At 63.2% G+C, this 18704-nt stretch carries 14 protein-coding genes and 1 pseudogene; 5 read left to right on the top strand and 10 right to left on the bottom strand.

All coding sequences use genetic code 11. From position 1 onward, the window contains the following. Positions 1-50 precede the first annotated feature (50 nt). From murD to mraZ, 9 genes are all read right to left on the bottom strand, one after another. Positions 51-1445: a UDP-N-acetylmuramoyl-L-alanine--D-glutamate ligase gene (gene murD, locus GOX53_RS04835; RefSeq protein WP_171173931.1), complete on the bottom strand. Its 1395-nt coding sequence runs from the start codon at positions 1443-1445 to the stop codon at positions 51-53. Positions 1446-1517: 72 nt separating this feature from the next. Continuing rightward, on the bottom strand, positions 1518-3467 hold the full coding sequence (locus tag GOX53_RS04830; protein WP_171173929.1) for a tetratricopeptide repeat protein: 1950 nt from the start codon (positions 3465-3467) through the stop codon (positions 1518-1520). 173 nt (positions 3468-3640) lie between these two features. Then, positions 3641-4723 carry a phospho-N-acetylmuramoyl-pentapeptide-transferase gene (gene mraY / locus GOX53_RS04825; protein ID WP_171173927.1) on the bottom strand — a complete coding sequence of 361 codons (1083 nt, stop codon included), beginning with the start codon at positions 4721-4723 and terminating at the stop codon, positions 3641-3643. A gap of 27 nt (positions 4724-4750) precedes the next feature. Further along, a complete protein-coding gene (gene murF, locus GOX53_RS04820) occupies positions 4751-6154 on the bottom strand; it encodes a UDP-N-acetylmuramoyl-tripeptide--D-alanyl-D-alanine ligase (RefSeq protein WP_171173925.1) in 1404 nt (467 codons plus the stop codon). Beyond that, a complete protein-coding gene (locus GOX53_RS04815) occupies positions 6151-7632 on the bottom strand; it encodes a UDP-N-acetylmuramoyl-L-alanyl-D-glutamate--2,6-diaminopimelate ligase (RefSeq protein WP_171173923.1) in 1482 nt (493 codons plus the stop codon). The genes murF and GOX53_RS04815 overlap by 4 nt, the downstream gene beginning before the upstream one ends. Positions 7633-7654: 22 nt before the next feature. After that, positions 7655-9442, bottom strand: coding sequence for a penicillin-binding protein 2 (locus GOX53_RS04810; protein ID WP_171174034.1), 1788 nt, complete (start codon positions 9440-9442; stop codon positions 7655-7657). After that, positions 9439-9807: a cell division protein FtsL gene (locus tag GOX53_RS04805; protein ID WP_171173921.1), complete on the bottom strand. Its 369-nt coding sequence runs from the start codon at positions 9805-9807 to the stop codon at positions 9439-9441. Before GOX53_RS04805 ends, GOX53_RS04810 begins: the two co-directional genes overlap by 4 nt. After that, the gene (gene rsmH, locus GOX53_RS04800; protein WP_171173919.1) at positions 9804-10799 is read right to left on the bottom strand and encodes a 16S rRNA (cytosine(1402)-N(4))-methyltransferase RsmH; all 996 of its coding nucleotides are present in this window, start codon (positions 10797-10799) and stop codon (positions 9804-9806) included. The genes GOX53_RS04805 and rsmH overlap by 4 nt, the downstream gene beginning before the upstream one ends. Positions 10800-10803: 4 nt before the next feature. Next, positions 10804-11307, bottom strand: coding sequence for a division/cell wall cluster transcriptional repressor MraZ (gene mraZ, locus GOX53_RS04795; protein WP_171173917.1), 504 nt, complete (start codon positions 11305-11307; stop codon positions 10804-10806). Positions 11308-12261: 954 nt separating this feature from the next. Here mraZ and GOX53_RS04790 point away from each other — a divergent pair. Both GOX53_RS04790 and GOX53_RS04785 read left to right on the top strand, forming a co-directional pair. Beyond that, a complete protein-coding gene (locus GOX53_RS04790; RefSeq protein WP_171173916.1) occupies positions 12262-12486 on the top strand; it encodes a DUF1127 domain-containing protein in 225 nt (74 codons plus the stop codon). 440 nt (positions 12487-12926) lie between these two features. Continuing rightward, complete coding sequence (locus tag GOX53_RS04785) at positions 12927-13775, top strand: endonuclease/exonuclease/phosphatase family protein (protein WP_171173914.1); 849 nt, start codon at positions 12927-12929, stop codon at positions 13773-13775. Positions 13776-13784: 9 nt separating this feature from the next. Here the strand turns inward: GOX53_RS04785 and GOX53_RS04780 are convergent, their stop codons facing one another. Continuing rightward, positions 13785-16187, bottom strand: coding sequence for an ATP-dependent helicase (locus GOX53_RS04780; protein WP_171173912.1), 2403 nt, complete (start codon positions 16185-16187; stop codon positions 13785-13787). A gap of 187 nt (positions 16188-16374) precedes the next feature. On the opposite strand from GOX53_RS04780, the pseudogene GOX53_RS30265 reads away from it, so the two are divergent. The 3 genes and pseudogenes from GOX53_RS30265 to GOX53_RS04770 all read left to right on the top strand — a co-directional run. Then, positions 16375-17157, top strand: a pseudogene (locus GOX53_RS30265) (GGDEF domain-containing protein); the annotation flags it as partial. A gap of 115 nt (positions 17158-17272) precedes the next feature. After that, complete coding sequence (locus GOX53_RS29750) at positions 17273-17440, top strand: hypothetical protein (protein WP_254446476.1); 168 nt, start codon at positions 17273-17275, stop codon at positions 17438-17440. A gap of 39 nt (positions 17441-17479) precedes the next feature. Next, positions 17480-18643 (top strand): alpha-hydroxy acid oxidase, encoded by a 1164-nt coding sequence (locus tag GOX53_RS04770; RefSeq protein ID WP_171173910.1) that lies wholly within the window; start codon positions 17480-17482, stop codon positions 18641-18643. The last annotated feature ends 61 nt before the right edge of the window (positions 18644-18704 follow it).

The following is an 18704-nucleotide window of genomic DNA, read 5'->3' as shown; positions in this document are numbered from 1 at the left end:
CAAATACTCCGGGGGAGCCGCGCCCCGCGCGGCGGGGGCAGAGCCCCCAGCTACAGCCGCCGCCGCACCTCGGCCACGAAATCCTCACCGCGCTGTTCGAAATTGTCATACTGATCGAAACTCGCCGCCGCAGGCGCCAGCAGAACCGTCTCCCCCTCCTGCGCGTCGGCCATGGCCCTCTCGACCGCCGCCGCCATGGTAGTGCACACTTCGGCCTCGGCCTGCAACTGCATCGCAAACCCGGCTGCCTCGCGCCCGATCACATAGGCCTTGACCACCTCCCCGGCCGCCCCGTTCAACGCAGACAGCCCACCTTCCTTCTCCAAACCGCCACAGATCCAGCGAATGCGCTTGAACGCGCTCAGCGCCTTGACCGCAGCATCCACATTGGTGGCCTTGGAGTCGTTCACGTAAGTAACCCCGCCCGCCTCGGCGATGATCTGGCTGCGATGCGGCAGACCGGGATAGGAGTGCAGCGCCGACTCGATCACCTTCGGCGCCAGCCCCAGCGCGCGGCAGGCCGCATAGGCCGAACAGGCGTTCTGGTGGTTGTGACTGCCCGGCAACCCCTTGATCTGGCGCAGATCGATCGAGGCCGCCTGCCGTCCCTTGCGATACTCGGCCAGATACCCCTTGCGGGCAAAGACCTGCCAGCCGGGCCCGGTCAGCTTGCGTGCCACCGACACCCGGATCACCCGGTCATCGGCAGGGCCCTCGGACATCTGCCCGGCCAGAAACACGCCCTCGGCCTCGTCCACACCGATCACCGCCCGGTCCGGCCCGCCTTCGGCAAAGAGGCGCCGCTTGGCCGCGAAATACCCGCCCATGCCGCCATGCCGGTCCAAGTGATCGGGCGAGAGATTGGTGAACACCGCCACATCCGGCGTCAGCGCCCGCGCCAGATCTGTCTGATAGCTGCTGAGTTCCAGCACCACGACCGAGCCATCGCCACCGGGCTCGATATCCAGCACCCCGCGCCCGATATTGCCCGCCAGCTGCGACGGGCGCCCCGCCTCGGTCAGGATGTGATCGATCAGCGCGGCGGTGGTGGATTTGCCATTCGATCCGGTCACCGCAACCACGCGCGGCGGGGTATCGAGGCGGTTCCACTCCGCCCCGGCAAAGCTGCGAAAGAACAGCCCAATATCGTTGTCTACCGGCACGCCGGCCTCTTGCGCGGCGGCCACGACCGGGTTCGGTTCGGGGTAGAGATGCGGAATGCCCGGCGAGACGATGAGCGCAGAGACACCCTCGAACGCCCCTTGCCGCCGCAGATCGGTGCAGGCAAAACCCTCCGCCTCCGCCGCCTCGCGCGCCTCCCGGTTGTCATCCCAGCACACCGGCTCGGCGCCACCGGCCCGCAGCGCCCGTGCCGAGGCCAGACCCGACCGGCCAAGCCCCAGAACCGCAACCTTCTGCCCTGCAAACCCTTTGACCGGGATCATCCGCGCACTCCATCCTCGCCACCTGCTGCGGGAACCACCCTGTACAGACAGCAGGCCGGAATGCAAGCAAGGCTAGCCGGGCTTGCTGGCAAGGAAGGCGTCCAGGTTCTCGCGCGCGCCTTTTGTATGGGGATGCTCTGCTCCAAGGGCCTGTTCAAGAATCTCCAATGCCTCCAGAAACAGCGGTTCGGCCTCGTCATAGCGGCCCGTCGCATGCAGCAACATGGCAAGGTTGTTGAGGTCGACGGCGTAACCGGGATGCGCGGTACCAAGCGCTTTGCCATCAATCTTCAGCACCTCCCGGAACAGCGGCTCGGCCTCATCATAGCGACCCGTCGCGTGCAGCAACATGGCGAGGTTGTTGAGACGGACGGCATAATCAGGATGCCCGATACCAATCGTCTTACGGCTGATGTCCAGCGCCTGACGATAGAGTGGCTCGGCCTCATCATAACGGCCCGTCGCCCGTAGCACCGCCGCAAGGTTGTTGAGACCAGTGGCATAGCCGGGGTGCTCGATACCAAGCGCTTTGCGGTCAATCTTCAGCACCTCCCGGTGGAGCGGCTCGGCCTCATCATAGCGGCCCGCCGCATGCAGCAACATGGCGAGGTTGTTGAGACGGATGGCATAGTCGGGATGCTCGACACCGATCGTCTTGCGGTCAATCTCCAGCGCCTCGCGATAGTGCGCCTCGGCTTCATCACGGCGACCCGTGGCCCGCAGCAACCCGGCGAGGTTGCTGAGACGGGTGGCATAAGCGGGATGTTCGACACCTACCGTGTTTCGACCGATCTCCAGCGCCTCACGATAGAGCGGCTCGGCCTCATCATAGCGGCCTGTCGCCTGCAGCAACCCCGCGAGGTTGTTGAGACGAATGGCATAAGCGGGATGTTCGACACCGACCGTCTTGCGACTGATCTCCAACGCCTCGCGATAAAGCGGCTCGGCCTCATCATAGCGGCCCGCCGCTTGCAGCAACCCGGCGAGGTTGTTGAGACGGATGGCATAGTCAGGATGCTCGACACCTATCGTCGTACGACCAATTTCCAACGCCTCGCGATAGAGAGGCTCAGCCTTTGCGTAATACCCTAGTGAGTCGATGGAAATCGCATGTTCATTCAAAGCCTTTGCCAGTTGGTATGGATCCCCAAGACTGCGGGCCAATTCCAGCAGGTCTTCACTATACCGGAGTGCTTTGCGATATTGCCCGGCTTTCCAAGTCAAGGCGTGTGCATTCAGCAGCGTAACGAATGTCGGGTTCAACCGGGCCGCATCCGCGTAATGTTTGGCCGCGTCCGCCCAGCGGATTTCCTGTTCTGCAATCTCGCCCCGCAGAAACGCCGCATCCGCCGCCAGAACCACCGCATCGGTGCTCTGTTCCTGCACCTCAGCCAGCAATTCATCGGCCAGTTTCCGGTTGCCTTCGAACAGCGCCTGCTGGGCCGCCTCAAGCTGGGTGCGCGGCACCGCATCTTCGAATTCCGTCAAACGCAGACGCAGCTGACGCAGCTCTTCAACCGTTTGCGCATAGGCCTCCTCGACATTCGCCATTTTCAGGCGGATGATCTCCAACTCCTGGTTCAGCACCGTCTTTTCGGCACTCGAGGCGCGCTCAAGATCAGCGCGGATTTCACCCTCGCGCCGTTCCAGTTCGGCAAAGAACTTCTCCTGCGTCAGGCCGATGATCACCGTGCCGTCACCGCAGTTCTGGATCAGATTGCCGTCGCCGTCCTGCCGGAACTGGCTGTTGCAGGTAATGGTGTCGTCGCCCGCCTGCCCGTCGACCTGTACGTCACCGCCGCAATTTTGCACGACCGTGCCATTGTCGCTCTGGGTGAATGTGCTGTTGCACTCGATGGAAGAGGGGCCGTTATCATCATCGTCTTTGCTGGTAATCCCCAACCACCCGGCAACGACCACCGTGACGACCAGCACAGCCGGCACGACCACTTTCAATACATCGATGATCGCGGTGGCGCCGTCGCGATTATCCTTGTCGCGCCACCAGTTGAATTTGAACAAAACTATATCCTCGTCGGCAATGAGACGAGAATACCATGGCGGCTCAATTTGTGTCACGCTGCGACGCGGCGGTGCATCTGGGGCGGTCAGGACGGCGCCAAGGGGTGCCGCCGGTCTTGTACAAAACGGTCACTCCCCTCCCGGAGGCCGGTACAAGATAGCCAGAACGCGGCTCAGCGCACTTTGAGTGTCGCCAGCCCGATCATCGCCAGGATCAGCGAGATGATCCAGAAGCGGATCACGATGGTGGGCTCGGCCCAGCCTTTTTTTTCATAGTGATGATGGATCGGCGCCATCAGGAACACACGCTTGCCGGTGCGTTTGAAATAGAGCACCTGAACGATCACGCTCAGCGCCTCGACCACGAAGAGCCCGCCCACGATGGCCAGCACCAACTCGTGTTTCGTCGCAACCGCAATGGCCCCCAACGCACCACCCAAGGCCAGCGATCCCGTATCGCCCATGAACACAGCCGCCGGCGGCGCGTTATACCAGAGAAAGCCGAGCCCGGCGCCAAACAGTGCAGCCGTGAAAATCAACAGTTCACCGGTTCCCGGAACGTAGTGCACGTCCAGATACTCGGTGAAGTCGACCCGTCCGACCGCGTAGGCGATCACCCCAAGCGTCGAGGCTGCAATCATCGCCGGCATGATCGCCAGCCCGTCCAGACCATCGGTCAGGTTCACCGCATTGGCCGCGCCCACGATCACGCAGATCGAGAACGGAATATAGAACACACCCAGATTGATCAGCGTATCCTTGAAAACCGGCAGGGCCAGTTGGTATTGCAGCGCCTCGGGATGGTTCAGCGAGGCCCAGGTCGCCGCCGCAACCGCGATCATGATGCCCAACGCCAGCCGCAGCCTGCCCGGCACACCCTTTGTGTTCTGTTTCGAAACCTTCGCGTAATCGTCGGCAAATCCGATCGCCGCATAGGCCAGTGTCACGAAGAGGACCAGCCAGACATAGGGGTTCTCCCACCGCGCCCAGAGCAGTGTCGAGGTGAGCAACGCGCCCACGACCAGCAGCCCGCCCATGGTCGGCGTGCCCGCCTTCACGAAATGCCCCTCCGGTCCGTCATCCCGGATCGGCTGGCCCTTGCCCTGTTTCTTGCGCAATACGTCAATCAGCGGGCGCCCGAACAGGAACCCGAACACCAGAGCGGTCAGAAAGGCGCCGCCTGCACGGAAGGTGATGTAGCGGAAGAGGTTCCAGAAATCCCCTCCATCCGACAAGGCGGTCAACCAATAGAGCATTTCAATACGATCCTTACTCGTGAGTCGTCATTCAGACAGGGAGGCATCCGCGGGGCCATCGCTCATTTTGCGTATTCCGTCAACAATCCGCGCTAGATCCATGCTGAGCGACCCTTTGGCCAGCACAATGTCGCCCGCCCAGAGCAGATCGGGCAGATGTGTGGCCATCTCGGCACTGGTCTCGGTCCAGAGCCCGCGCTTATCCTCGGGCAGCGCGGCGTGCAGTGCGCGCATCAGCGGACCGATGCAATGCACCTGGTCGACCTGCTCCATCGCGTCAAGCTCGGCAAGGCCCGCGTGCAGCGCTTCGGCCTGTACTCCCAGCTCTTTCATGTCGCCCAGAAACGCCACCCGGCGCCGGCCTTCGGTGCCCGCCAGCACGTCCAGCGCCGCACCGGTCGAGGTGGGGTTGGCATTGTAGCTGTCATCCAGAAGGGTCAGATATCCGCCGGTCACCAGATCGACCCGTTCGCGCACTCCGCGCCCCTTGTAGGGGGTCCATTCGCGAAGGCTGACGAGGGACTGGATCAAATCCGCCCCGAGTGCGGCACAGGCGGCCAAGGCGCCCAGCCCGTTCATGGCGAAATGCGTGCCCGCCGAGCGGATGCGGAACCCAAGGACCGAGCCATAGACATTGGTCTTGACCCGGGTCAACTCGCCCTCGGTGTCGACCTCGATCAGCTTGAAGTCGCGGGCGGTTCGTCCAAAGGTCAGCACGCGTGCGCCCCGCTGACGGGCCTGATCGCGCAGGATGTCGACCTGTTCGATGTCAGAATTGACGATGGCCACTCCGCCTTGCGGCAGACCTTCGAAGATCGCCGCCTTTTCGCGGGCGATGGCATCCACCGACTCGAAGGCCTCAAGATGCGCGGCCGCCACGGTGGTGATGAGCGCCACATGAGGGCGCGCCTGCCGCGCCAGCGGCGCGATCTCGCCAGGGTGGTTCATGCCGATCTCGATAATGGCGAACTCGGTATCGGCGGGCATCCGCGCCAGCGTCAGCGGCACGCCCCAGTGGTTGTTGTAGCTGGCCACACTGGCATGGGTCTGGCCCTGATCGCCCAGCATGGTGACCAGCATTTCCTTGGTCGAGGTCTTGCCGACGCTGCCGGTCACCGCCGCCACCCGCGCATTGCAGCGCGCCCGTCCGGCGCGACCCAACGCCTCCAGCGCGGCCTGTACATCGTCCACGATCAAAAGCGGCGCATCCTCTGCAACACCCTCGGGGACGCGCGAAACCAGTGCGGCGCTGGCACCCTTTTCCAGCGCCTGAGCGACAAAATCATGCCCATCGCGCGTGTCCTTTAGTGCGACGAACAGGTCGCCGGGCCGGATGGTGCGGGTGTCGATCGAGACGCCGCTGGCGGTCCAGTCGGTCGTGGCGCGGCCGACTGTGGCCTCGGCGGCGTCTGCTGCGGTCCAGAGTATCATGCGTATCTCCCGTCCAGCGCGGCAACCGCGATGCTGGCTTGTTCGGCGTCGTCGAAGGGCAGCACCTGGTCGCCCACGATTTGCCCGGTTTCATGCCCCTTGCCCGCGATCAGTAGCGCATCGCCCGGTTGTAGCGCGTCGATGCCCCGCAGGATGGCCTCGGCCCGGTCGCCCACCTCGGTGGCGTCCGGCGCTCCCTCCATGACTGCGGCGCGGATCGTGCCCGGGTCTTCGCTGCGTGGGTTGTCGTCGGTGACAAAGACGATATCCGCATTCTCGGCCGCTGCCTGCCCCATCAGCGGGCGTTTGCCCGCATCCCGGTCGCCGCCTGCGCCGACAATGGCGATGAGGCGGCCCATCACATGCGGGCGCAGCGCCTTTAGCGCGGTCGAAACCGCATCCGGCGTATGCGCGTAATCGACAAAGACCGCAGCCCCGTTGCCGCGCGTGGCCGCGAGCTGCATCCGCCCGCGCACGGTGGTCAGATGCGGCAGGGTCTCGAACACCTGCTCGGGTTCGTCGCCGCTGGCGATCGCCAGCCCGCAGGCGAGCAGCACGTTCTCGGCCTGAAACCCGCCGATCAGATTCAGGCGGGTCTGATGCACGCTGCCCCGCCATGAGAACCGCAGGTCCTGCCCGGTGGCATCGAAACGCTGGTTCAGCAGGCACAGATCGCCGATACCCTGCCCGACCGTCAGTACCTCCTGCCCGCGCGCGGTGGCCACGGCGCGCATTTCGGCGCCCTTGGGGTCGTCCAGATTGATCACCGCCTTGCCGTCGGGGGGCAGCACCCGGCGGAACAGGCCGGCCTTGGCGGCGAAATAGGCCTCGAACGTGTCGTGATAGTCAAGATGGTCCTGGGTGAAGTTGGAGAACCCAGCGGCGGTCAGGTTCACGCCATCCAGGCGGCGCTGTTCCAGCCCGTGCGACGACGCCTCCATCGCCGCATGGGTGACGCCATTCGCCGCGGCCTCGGCCAGGCAGCGATGCAGAGTGATCGGTTCGGGCGTGGTGTGGGCCAAAGGGGCGGTCCATGCGCCTTCGACCCCCGTGGTGCCCAGATTGACGGCGGAATGGCCTAGTTCAGCCCAGATCTGGCGGACGAAGGTGGCGACGGAAGTCTTCCCATTGGTGCCGGTGACGGCGACCATGGTCTCAGGCTGGGCGCCGAACCACAGCGCCGCAGTGAAAGCGAGCGCTTGACGCGGATCCTCGACCACCACCAGCGCGGCCTCGGACGCGGCCAGTTCGGCGCTTGCAATCTCGGCCCCTTTGGCGTCGGTCAGCACGGCGGCGGCGCCCATGCGCAGCGCGTATTGGATGAACTCGCCGCCATGGACGCGGGTGCCGGGGAGGGCGGCGAACAGGAACCCGTCCTTGACCTCGCGGCTGTCCACGGCCAGCCCGGTGATCTCGGGGTCGCGTCCGCCGCGTGCCGTCAGGGCCAGTTGGCTGAGTTTCTTTGACCGTGTGCCCATGACGCTCCTGCTTTTGCGCTGCCTAGTTCGAGGTCAGCGTTATAGCAGCGCCCTCATCATGCTCAAGCCGGGGACGCAGGCCAAGCAGCGGCGCCACCCGTCCGATCAGTTCCGCCGCGACCGGAACGGCGGTCCAGCCCGCGGTGCGACGCTTTTCACCGTAAGCGACGATCGAGGGTTCATCCAGCGTGACGATCAGCACATATTGCGGATCGCTTGCCGGAAAGAGCGAGGCGAAAGTGGCGATCACCTTGTCCTCGTAATACCCGCCGCGCGGCTTGGGTTTGTCGGCGGTGCCGGTCTTGCCCGCCACCTCATAGCCCGGCACCTCGCCAAAGCTGGCGGTGCCGCTGGTGACCACCTTCCGCAGCATCTGCTGGGCCTGGCTGGCGGCATTCTCGGACATGACCCGGGGCCCGTATTGCGGACCCTTCTGTTTCAGGATCGTCGGGCTGACATAGCGCCCGCCATTGGCAATCGCCGCATAGCCCGCCGCCAGATGCATCGGGCTGGTCGACAGGCCATGGCCGTAGGAGATGGTGACAGTGCTCAGTTCACCCCATTTCTTGGGTTTCAGCGGCTGACCGCCCGCCGCTTCGACGATTTCGAACGGAGTCGGCTCGAACATGCCGAGCCTGCCCAGGAAATCCTGCTGCCGTTTTGCGCCGATCTGCAGCGCCAGCCGTCCGGTCCCCCGGTTCGAGCTTTTGACGATCACGTCGGCAACACTCAGCTTGCCATAGTTCTTGCCCTGAAACTCTCCGATGGGAAAACGACCGATCCGCATCGGGCCGGACGTGTCGATGATGGTCCCGGAATTCACCAGCCCCAGGTTCACAGCCTGCGCGGCGGTGAAAATCTTGAAGACCGAACCAAGCTCGTAAACCCCTTGCACGTAACGATTAAAGAGGGGGCTGTCGGACGGATCGAAGCCGGAGGTCGGCGGGCGGGGCCGGTCGTTGGGATCGAACGAGGGCAGCGAGGCGGCCGAGATCACCTCTCCCGTATGGGCATTCATCAGCACGGCAGAGGCGCCCTTGGCGTTCATGATCTTCATGCCGCCGAACAGCACCTGCTCGACCGCCGCCTGCACGGTCAGGTCCAGCGAGAGGCGCAGCGGCTTGGCGCCGTTGGATGGATCGCGCAGATAGCCGTCGAACTGTTTCTCGACGCCGGCGACGCCGATGACCTCGGCAGCGCTCACGCCTTCGCGGCCAAACCCGGCGCCGCCCAGCACATGGGCTGCAAGCTGGCCGTTGGGATAAAGACGCATCTCGCGCGGGCCGAACAGGATGCCGGGATCGCCGATATCATGCGCCGCCTGTTTCTGCTCGGGCGAGATACGCTTCTTGATCCACAGGAACTTGCGCTTGCCGGTGAAATCCTTGACCAGCCGGTCCTTGTCGAGATCGGGAAAGACCTTGACCAGACCCTCGGCGGCGGCGACCGGGTCCACCATCAGCGGCGGTTGGGCGTAAACCGAGTAGGTTTCGAGATTGGTGGCCAGAATGCGCCCTTCGCGGTCCACGATATCGGCGCGCTGCATGGCGATTGTGGCACCGGGTGCGCTGGCCAAAGGCTCCTGCGCCTCGGATGTGGCCAGCATCCCCATGCGTACCCCCACAACGGCAAAAGCGCAGAAGAAGAAGGCGCCAAGCACCAGCAACCGCCCCTCGGCCCGGGCGCGGGAGCGGTCCTGCATGTCCTCGTGACGTTTGCGGATGTTCTCGCGCTCGATGGCGTCGGGGTTTTCGCCCTTGGCGCGGGCATCGAGAACACGGGCGAGCGGGCGCAGCGGGGTTCGGATCATGGCCATTCAAGCTCCGTCAGCGCCTGCACATCTGTGATCCCCTGCACGTCGATGGGGTCGATGATCGGCAGGTCGGGATCTTCGGCATAGGTAATCTCGTCCACCCGCCCGAACTGATCTGGACGCAGCGGCAGCAGGCCGAGTCGTTCGAAATTCAGATCCGCCAGTTCGCGCAGCCGGTCGGGGCGATTGAGATAGGCCCATTCGGCGCGCAATACGCTCAGGCGCACCTGCGCGGCGCCGATCTGGCGTTGCAGCGCCTGAGTTTCCTTGAGCACCTGCTGGGTGCGGTAATTCTCCTGATACGCCCAAAGCGCCAGACCGAACACGGCCAGCGCGGTCAGGACATAGATCACACCCCTCATCGCATCCCCCCCTTGAGCTGCGGCATTCCAATGGATCGCGGATCGACCGGCCCCGCCGGAGCATCCGTCCGCACGGCGACCCGCAGCTTGGCCGAGCGGGACCGTGGGTTTTCTTCCAGTTCCTGTTCGTCCGGCCCTACCGCCTTGCGGGTTTTCAGCGCGAATTGTGGCTGTTCCTGCTGCAGTTCCGGCGCATGGCGACTGGCCCGCCCGGTCTTGCCTGCGCGTGCTTGCAGAAAGCGTTTGACCATCCGGTCCTCGATGGAGTGGAAGGTCACCACCGCCAGTTGCCCACCCGGCTTCAGCGCGCGCTCTGCGGCCATCAGCCCCTCAAACAGCTCGTCATATTCAGCATTCACCGCGATCCGCAGCGCCTGAAACGAGCGGGTCGCGGGATGCGACTGCCCCGGCTTGGCTCGTGGCAGGCAGGATTCGATGATCTCGGCCAGGTGTAGAGTAGTGGTGATCGGCGCTTCGGCCCGGGCCTTGACGATGGCCTTGGCGATGCGGCGGCTGGCACGTTCCTCGCCGTAATGGAACAGAATATCGGCCAGCTGCACCTCGGCCGCGGTGTTGACCAGATCGGCGGCGCTTTCACCCTCCTGGCTCATGCGCATGTCGAGGGGGCCGTCCTTCATGAAGGAAAACCCGCGTTCCGCCTGATCGAGCTGCATCGAGGACACGCCCAGATCGAGCACCACACCGTCGAGATCCTGCGCATAGTCATCCATGCGTGAGAACACGCCCGACTGCATCACCAGCCGATCGCCATAGTCTCCGGCCCAATCCGCCGCCATCTCAAAGGCCAGCGGATCGCGGTCGACGCCGATCACACGCGCGGCACCGGCGGCCAGCAGGCCACGGGTATAGCCGCCCGCGCCGAAAGTGCCGTCCAGCCAAATGCCCGAAACGGGAGCCACCGCGTCAAGCAAAGGCCGCAACAGGACCGGAATATGCGGATCGTCGGAAGAAGGGGAGGCAGCGGCGGCCATGCCGTCACCCATCCCCGGGGCCGTCGAGATACTGCATCGGATCGAAATCGCCCGGCAATTCGTCCAGCCACTCTTCGGCGGCGGCAAGCTCTACGCTGTCGTAGGTCTCGGGTTTCCAGATCTGGAACGTGTCACCGGCGGCAATGAAGAAGGCCTCGTTGTCCAGATCGATCTTCTTGCGCAGCTTGGCGGGCAGCACCAGACGGCCGGTTTCGTCCACATTGGTGGGAAAGGACTGACCGTGGAACATGCGCTGCAGCATCTTACGCTGCATCGAGCCGCGCGGCAGGGCGTCGATCTTGGCATCGACCTCGTCGATCGCCTCCATCGTGTAGCATTCCAGGTATTTGCGGCGGTGATCGCCATAGACGATCACAAGTTCGGGGTTATCGCCGGATTGCCAGTTGGGATCGCCCGCCTCAAGCACACGGCGAAACGAGGCCGGGATCGACACCCTGCCCTTCGCATCCACCTTGTGGTGGCTTTCACCTCTGAACCTGCGCGCCAAGCCGACTGTCCCTTTCGCCTGCGCCCCCGTTAAAACTCACACACCCCCAGATGCTAAAAACGGCAGGTTGATCTGCTGCCACCGATCAACCCGCCGCATTTGCCCGCTGTGCGGGAAGTCCAGCTGCGCGCGCCACCTGGGGGGATGTCTGCTCGCCCGCGCGCCGGATCTCTTTGTTCTGATGAAAGCGAGATGCCTGTATGAAACCTGTTTGTTATTGGTTGGGGTCGTTGACTGCCCCTACTGCCTCGTCCTCATCGGATGTATTAGGGATGCCATGGGAATTCATGGAAATCAATAGGTTTTTGAGGGAAGATTTTAAACATGGCCTTGTTTGACTACTGATTTTGACTGGAAATGCAGAAGATTCGCTGTCAATTGCGGCCTTGATAGCGGGTCGCGCTATTCAAGGCACAACATATTGTGACGCAGATGCGAAGCCGCAATCTCCCATTATTTCCCAATATTTTTCGATGCGCCGGCAAACGCTTGCTTTTGTTCTATATTTGTTCACGCAAATCACACGAATCGTGCATCATATCCCGTCCCACGAACATTAGACCACGCCTCTTCGGGACCAGCCGTCCATTCTTATCCCACGGTTTCCCATGTCCCGCGATTTCCCAGACACCAATCCCATGATGTCCCAAATCCGTCTTGGTGTCGCGCAACCCAATTCAAGGCCTGTTCTTCGTTCACGTTGCCTAAGAACGTAGCCGTAAATACCAAATACCCACCCAAAACTGAGGCGGCGGCCCAAGAGCATTGCCGCGAAACCCCAACAAAACAGGCGTTCCGAGGCTGCCGCACCGATTTCCCAGCCAATCTATGCACTTGCTGCATAGCGGCATTGCCGATGTCAGCCATTGTGCACCTGCAGCATTTGCCTATTTTCAGTCTCAAGCAAACGCCGCAGCACCGCGGCACCATCCGAGACGAATACAGGTTACGAACATGGCCGTTACGAGCGAACACACCGCCCTGAAGGGCACTCAGACCTTTGGCTTCTTTGCACTGATCGAAGCCGCCAAGACCCGTTACACCCGTCACCGGGTCTACCGCCAGACCGTCAATGAACTGTCGGCGCTGTCGGGACGCGAGCTGGCCGATCTGGGCCTGCACCGCTCGATGATCAGGCGGGTTGCGCAGCAGGCGGCGCACGAGTTCACCGCGCGCTAACCACCAGGAATACACGGGATCAGGCCCTTACTCCTCCTCCCTTGAGGGTCTGAACTTAGGCGGCGGCATTCTCCTCCTCCCTGTGCCGCCGCACCTCATACCGGCCCTGAACGCCGGAAGCCGATACACCGGGTTCTCCTCCTCCCTACCCGGTGTTGAAAGCGCGCGGCGGTGTCCTCCTCCTCCCTGACACCGCCGCGACTTCATACCGGGGTCAAACCCGGGTTCGGATACATCGGGGCCTTCCTCCTCCCTGCCCTGATGTTGCAAAGAACGGCGGTTCCCCCTCCTCCTCCCTGGGAACCGCCGTTTTTCTTTGTCTTGCACCGCCGTCCGTTCCAAACGGCACGCGCCTTGACCCACCGCGCATTGCCGGGGCACGCTGGTTTCATTCCTATATTTGACTTTCGAATTCTCACTCTCGATTGGAGGCCCGTGCCATGAAATTCACGCTTGCGACGTTCAACACATTCTGGCTGTTCGACAACGAGGCGCCCCTGAAGCGATGGGGCGAGCGCCTGCCGGATGGCGGGTTCGAGGAAAAGGCCGACCTGATTGCCGAGGCCATTCGCGGCATCGGGCCGGAAGGGCCGGACATCGTGGGCTTGCAGGAGGTCGAAGGGCCGCATGTTGTCGAGGCGGTTCAGCAGAGGCTTGCCGCCGCAGGTCACGCGATGCCATTTCTTTACTGCGGCGAGACGCTGGACCCCTACACCGGGCAGAACGTGGCGGTGCTGAGCAAGTATCAGGCGTCGATCAGCCCGGTCACCCGGCTGGATCAGACCGCCGTGACTTATATCGACGCGCGCGAACGCGAGCGGGTCGGAAGCCTGGGTAAATTCGTGCGGGCAGATATCGAAGTGGGTAGCGAGGTCATCTCGCTCTTTGTCGTCCATCTGAAATCCCGCCGCGGCGGAACCGAGGAAACCAGACTGCTCAGAAACGCGCAGGCGCAGATCGTGCGACATCTGTCCCGGCCCCGGGTCGAACAGGGCAATTCCGCATCCCCCTCGTTCACCGCGATTCTCGGGGACATGAATGACGAGCCCAAGACCAAACCGCTCGACATCATGCAGGGCAAGTTGGACACCAGTTACAACCTGATTTCAGCGACTGAACATCTGCCTGAGGAAGAGCAGTTCACCTATGAGTTCGAGGGTCGTAAGCAGCAGCTCGACCACATCCTGCTCAGCAAGTTCACCCATGACCGGATGCAGGACGCCGGGTTCACGCGAGTCGACCGGCCCGCATCCGATCATGATGCGGTCTGGGTGACGCTGGATCTTTGAGGCTCTGGCTCAGAACGGCACGTCATCGCTGGCGGTGAGAAAGCGGGCCACCACTTTCTTGGTCCCGGCCTTCTCGAAGTCCACCTCGACCTTGTCGCCCTCGATACCGATCACGGCGCCATACCCGAATTTCTGGTGAAACACCCGCTCGCCCAGCGTAAAACTGGCCACCGCGTCCAGGTCGATCACCGTATTCCGGCTCTCGCGCGGCTGCGACACGCCGTATTGGCCCTGCCGCGCCTGCAGGCGTTTCCAGCCAGGGGAGTTGTAGACATTGGCCTCGGCCGCGCGGGTCTCGATGCCCTGCGCGCTGTAACCGCCGCCGCCGTAAAGGCCCGGCGGTGTCAGCACCTCCACATGATCCTCGGGCAGTTCGTCGATGAAGCGCGACGGCAGCGCGTTCTGCCATTGCCCGAACACCCGCCGGTTGGCAGCGAACGAGATTGTACAGACCTCTTCGGCACGGGTGATGCCGACATAGGCCAGCCGCCGCTCCTCTTCGAGGCCCTTGAGGCCCGATTCGTCCATCGAGCGCTGGGACGGAAACAGCCCGTCCTCCCATCCCGGCAGGAACACGGTGGGGAATTCCAGACCTTTGGCCGCGTGCAGCGTCATGATCGAGACTTTGGCCCCGTCCTCACTCTGATCGTTGTCCATGATCAGGCTGACATGTTCCAGAAATCCTTGCAGGTTGTCGAACGATTCCAGCGCCTTGACCAGTTCCTTGAGGTTTTCCAATCGCCCCGGCGCCTCGGGCGTTTTCTCGTTCTGCCAATGGGCGGTATAGCCGGATTCGTCCAGCACGATCTGCGCCAGCTCGATGTGAGAGACCTCGGGCTCGCCATAGGTAAGCTGCGGTGTCGCGCCGTCGTCGATCACCGCGCCATCATCGATCTCGATCACCGGTCCGCGCGTCATCCCGTTCCAGCGGGCCAGATTATCGACCAGTTGACGCAAGGCCGCGCCGCCCTTGCCCTTAATCGCGCCCTGATCCACCGCGATTCGCGCGCCTTCGACCAGCGACACGCTGTGGGATCGCGCGGTCATCTGGATCGTCTGCTGCGCCTTGTCGCCGAGACCCCGCTTGGGCGTGTTCACGATCCGCTCGAACGCCAGATCGTCCTCGGGGCTGACCACCAGCCGGAAATAAGCCATGGCATCGCGGATCTCCATACGCTCGTAGAATCGCGGGCCGCCGATCACCTTGTAGGGCAGGCCGATGGTCAGGAACCGGTCCTCGAAGGCCCGCATCTGGTGCGAGGCACGAACAAGGATGGCAATGTCATCGAGGTTCATGGGCCGCACGCCGCGCGTGCCGCCCTGCATCGCGTCGATCTCTTCCCCGATCCAGCGCGCCTCTTCCTCGCCATCCCAATGGCCGATCAGGCGCACCTTTTCGCCGGTCTCGGCTTCGGTCCACAGCGTCTTGCCCAGCCGCCCCTCATTGCCGCGAATGACGTTCGAGGCAGCAGCGAGGATATGGGGGGTCGAGCGGTAGTTCTGCTCCAGCCGCACCACATGGGCGCCCGGGAAATCCTTTTCGAACCGCAGGATATTGCCGACCTCGGCACCGCGCCACCCATAGATCGACTGGTCATCATCGCCGACGCAGCAGATGTTCTTATGCGCCCCGGCCAGCAGCCGCAGCCACAGATACTGTGCGACGTTGGTGTCCTGATACTCGTCCACCAGGATGTAGCGGAACCAGCGCTGGTACTGCTCCAGAACATCCGGATGGGTCTGAAAGATCGTGACCATGTTCAAGAGCAGATCGCCAAAATCCACCGCGTTCAGCTCACGCAGACGGGTCTGGTATTGGGCATAAAGCTCGACACCCTTGTGGTTATACGCGCCCGCATCCGCCGTCGGCACCTTGTCGGGGGTAAAGGCGCGGTTCTTCCAGCCGTCGATGATGTTGGCGAGCAGCCGCGCAGGCCAGCGCTTGTCGTCGATATTGGCCGCCTGCACCAGTTGCTTGAGCAGGCGCAACTGGTCGTCGGTATCCAGAATGGTGAAGTTCGATTTCAGCCCCGCCAGTTCCGCGTGACGGCGCAGCAGCTTGACGCAGATCGAGTGGAACGTGCCCAGCCAAGGCATCCCCTCGGCGGGCTGGCCCAGCAAACGACCCACCCGTTCCTTCATCTCGCGCGCGGCCTTGTTGGTGAAGGTGACGGCAAGGATCTCGTTGGGACGCGCCCGTGCGGTACTCAGCAGGTGCACGATCCGGGTGGTCAGCGCCTTGGTCTTGCCGGTGCCCGCCCCCGCCAGCATCAGCACCGGGCCGTCCAACCGCTCCACCGCCTCACGCTGGGCTGGGTTGAGATCGTCGAGATAAGGCATCGGCCGCGCCGCCATGGCCCGCGCCGACAGCGATGCGCCCTCGAAGGCGTCCATTTCATCGAAGCTGCTCATGCCGTCAAACTACGCCGGAACGCGCCTGAGGGAAAGAGTTTGTTCACGACTTGTTCCAGCTCATTTCCGACTTATCCACAGCAATCGGCCAAATTTGACCGAAAGATGAACCGTGTGCTCCGGGTGGTATTAACCGATTGTCAAACCCGGTCCCGGAAGATCCGCCCAGGAATGGGAGCGCGGCATAATGAGCGGAACGGAGACGGGGCCGGCCACGGGGCGGCTGAAATGGATCGGCATTTGCATCGGTCTGATCGGGCTCGGCGTCGCCGCAGGTTGGGGCATTTACAGAATTCCGGCGCCGATCGTGGACCGGATGCTCGAGGCGAATCTGCGGCACCAGGCCGACCTGTGGAACCGCCGGGTGATGCTGCATCTGGAAGATGCGGAGGTCACGTTCCGCACCGGCATGCTGGACGAACACGATCGCGAGTTTCTGGCGCTGATGCCCAAGGCCTCGGATGTCTATCGCTTCAAACTGCTCAATGCTGATGGCCGAGTGTTCTGGCCCACCCGAGCGTCCGATATGGGCAGCACCGTCGACACCTCGCATTTTCACTCCGTCGTGGCAGCGGGGAGCGTCTATTACAAGCATGAGGAAAAACCGGTCTCGGAGGTCGATGGGCTCCGCATACAACCGGCATCCGCTGATATCGGGACCCGACATGTGGCCGAACTCTACACGCCGGTGATGACGAACGACCAGTTTGTCCGCGCGGTCGAGTGCTATTCGGACATCACCGATCTGCGCAATCTGTTCATCATGCGGGTGCGCCTGTCGCCGGCGATGGACGTGGATCATTTTAAGAAGTTCAACGACACCCACGGCCATGACGCAGGCGACATGGTGCTGCGAGCGGTGGGCTCGGTGCTGGTTCAGGGCTGCGACGGCGATGAGGTCGCCTGCAGAATGGGAGGTGAGGAATTCACCCTGATCCTGCCCGACTGCATGCCCGAGGATGCGATCACCCGCGCCGAGCATCTGCCGCAGGCGGTTGAGGCGGTGACGGTGCACTACGGGAAAAAGACTTTGCCGCGAATTCACGATTTCGCTGGGCGTCGCGCATTACCCCTCGCATGGAACCATGCCGCAGGACATGATGCGGGCCGCCGACGATGCGCTTTATCTTGCCCAGGACAAAGGCCGCAATCAGGTGCAGGTAGCCACCCATTCGCCATTGGCTGCCGAGGCCGGGCCTGCCGAGGATCGGGATGTTGCCAAAAGGAAGCCCCGGAAAGACGCCGCCGCCTGAGTCTCTTGCCGAATCGCCAGGCAGGCCCGATCAAACCGCATGGACCTGCACAGCACTTACCCTAGCATCGAGGATCTGAAACGGCGCGCCCGACGCAGGTTGCCGCGATTCGTGTGGGACTATCTGGACAGCGGCACCGGGGCCGAGGCAACTACGGCCCGCAATCGCGCCGCGCTAGACCGGGTCGGTTTCGCGCCCTCGATCTTGCATGGCACGCTTGAGATGTCGCTCGGCACCCGTTTTCTGGGGCTGGATTATCCCCTGCCCTTCGGCATCGCACCCATCGGCATGTCCGGGCTGATATGGCCCGGGGCCGAACGCATTTTGGCGCAGCAAGCGGCGCGCGCGGGCATTCCGTACACCCTCTCCACCGTTGCCAGTCAGAGCCCCGAGGATCTGGTGCCACATCTTGGGCCGAACGCGTGGTTCCAACTCTACCCGCCCAGGGATCCCGAAATTCGCCGTGATATTCTAGAGCGTGCACACGCTGCCGGGTTCCAGGCACTGGTGCTGACCGTGGACGTCCCCGTCGCATCACGGCGCGAGCGGCAGGTACGCTCGGGCCTGACCCACCCGCCACGACTGTCCCCGCGCCTGCTGGCGCAGGTGGCGATGCGGCCCCAATGGGCCATGGGCATGGCGCAGGCCGGGATGCCTCGGATGCGGACGCTCGATAAATACATCGGTAATCGGCAAAATCTGCCGCCGACGGCCCATATCGGATACCTACTGCGCACTTCGCCGGACATGGATTATGTCAAATGGTTGCGCGATCACTGGGACGGTCCCTTCATCATCAAAGGCGTGATGCGCGCCGAAGACGCGGCCCCGCTCGAGGCAGCGGGGATCGATGCGCTCTGGGTGTCGAACCATGGCGGGCGGCAATTCGACGGCGCCCCGGCCAGTATCGAAGCGCTACCCGCGATCCGCGCCGCCACGACCCTGCCGCTGATTTTCGACAGCGGCATCGCCGGCGGGCTGGATATACTGCGCGCGCTGGCGCTTGGCGCCGATTTCGTGATGTCGGGCCGCGCCTTTCTCTATGGCCTTGCCGCACTGGGAGAGGCGGGCCCGGCGCATGTGATCGAGATCCTGCAACAGGACATGGAGGCCAACATGGGCCAGATCGGCGCTGCTACGCTGTCGGACCTGCCGCCTCCGTTGACGTTGACCGACGCTGCACCGCAGCATATTGTGCCGTGAAATCCGTGCCCCTGCGGCGTTTGCGAGCGATAACATGCCGGTTCTACCCAGAAATACAGAT

It is taken from the genome of Ruegeria sp. HKCCD8929 (assembly GCF_013031405.1).
GTDB lineage: Bacteria > Pseudomonadota > Alphaproteobacteria > Rhodobacterales > Rhodobacteraceae > Ruegeria.
Note: the sequence above shows the minus strand (reverse complement) of the source record. Positions and strands in the feature narration are given on the sequence as shown.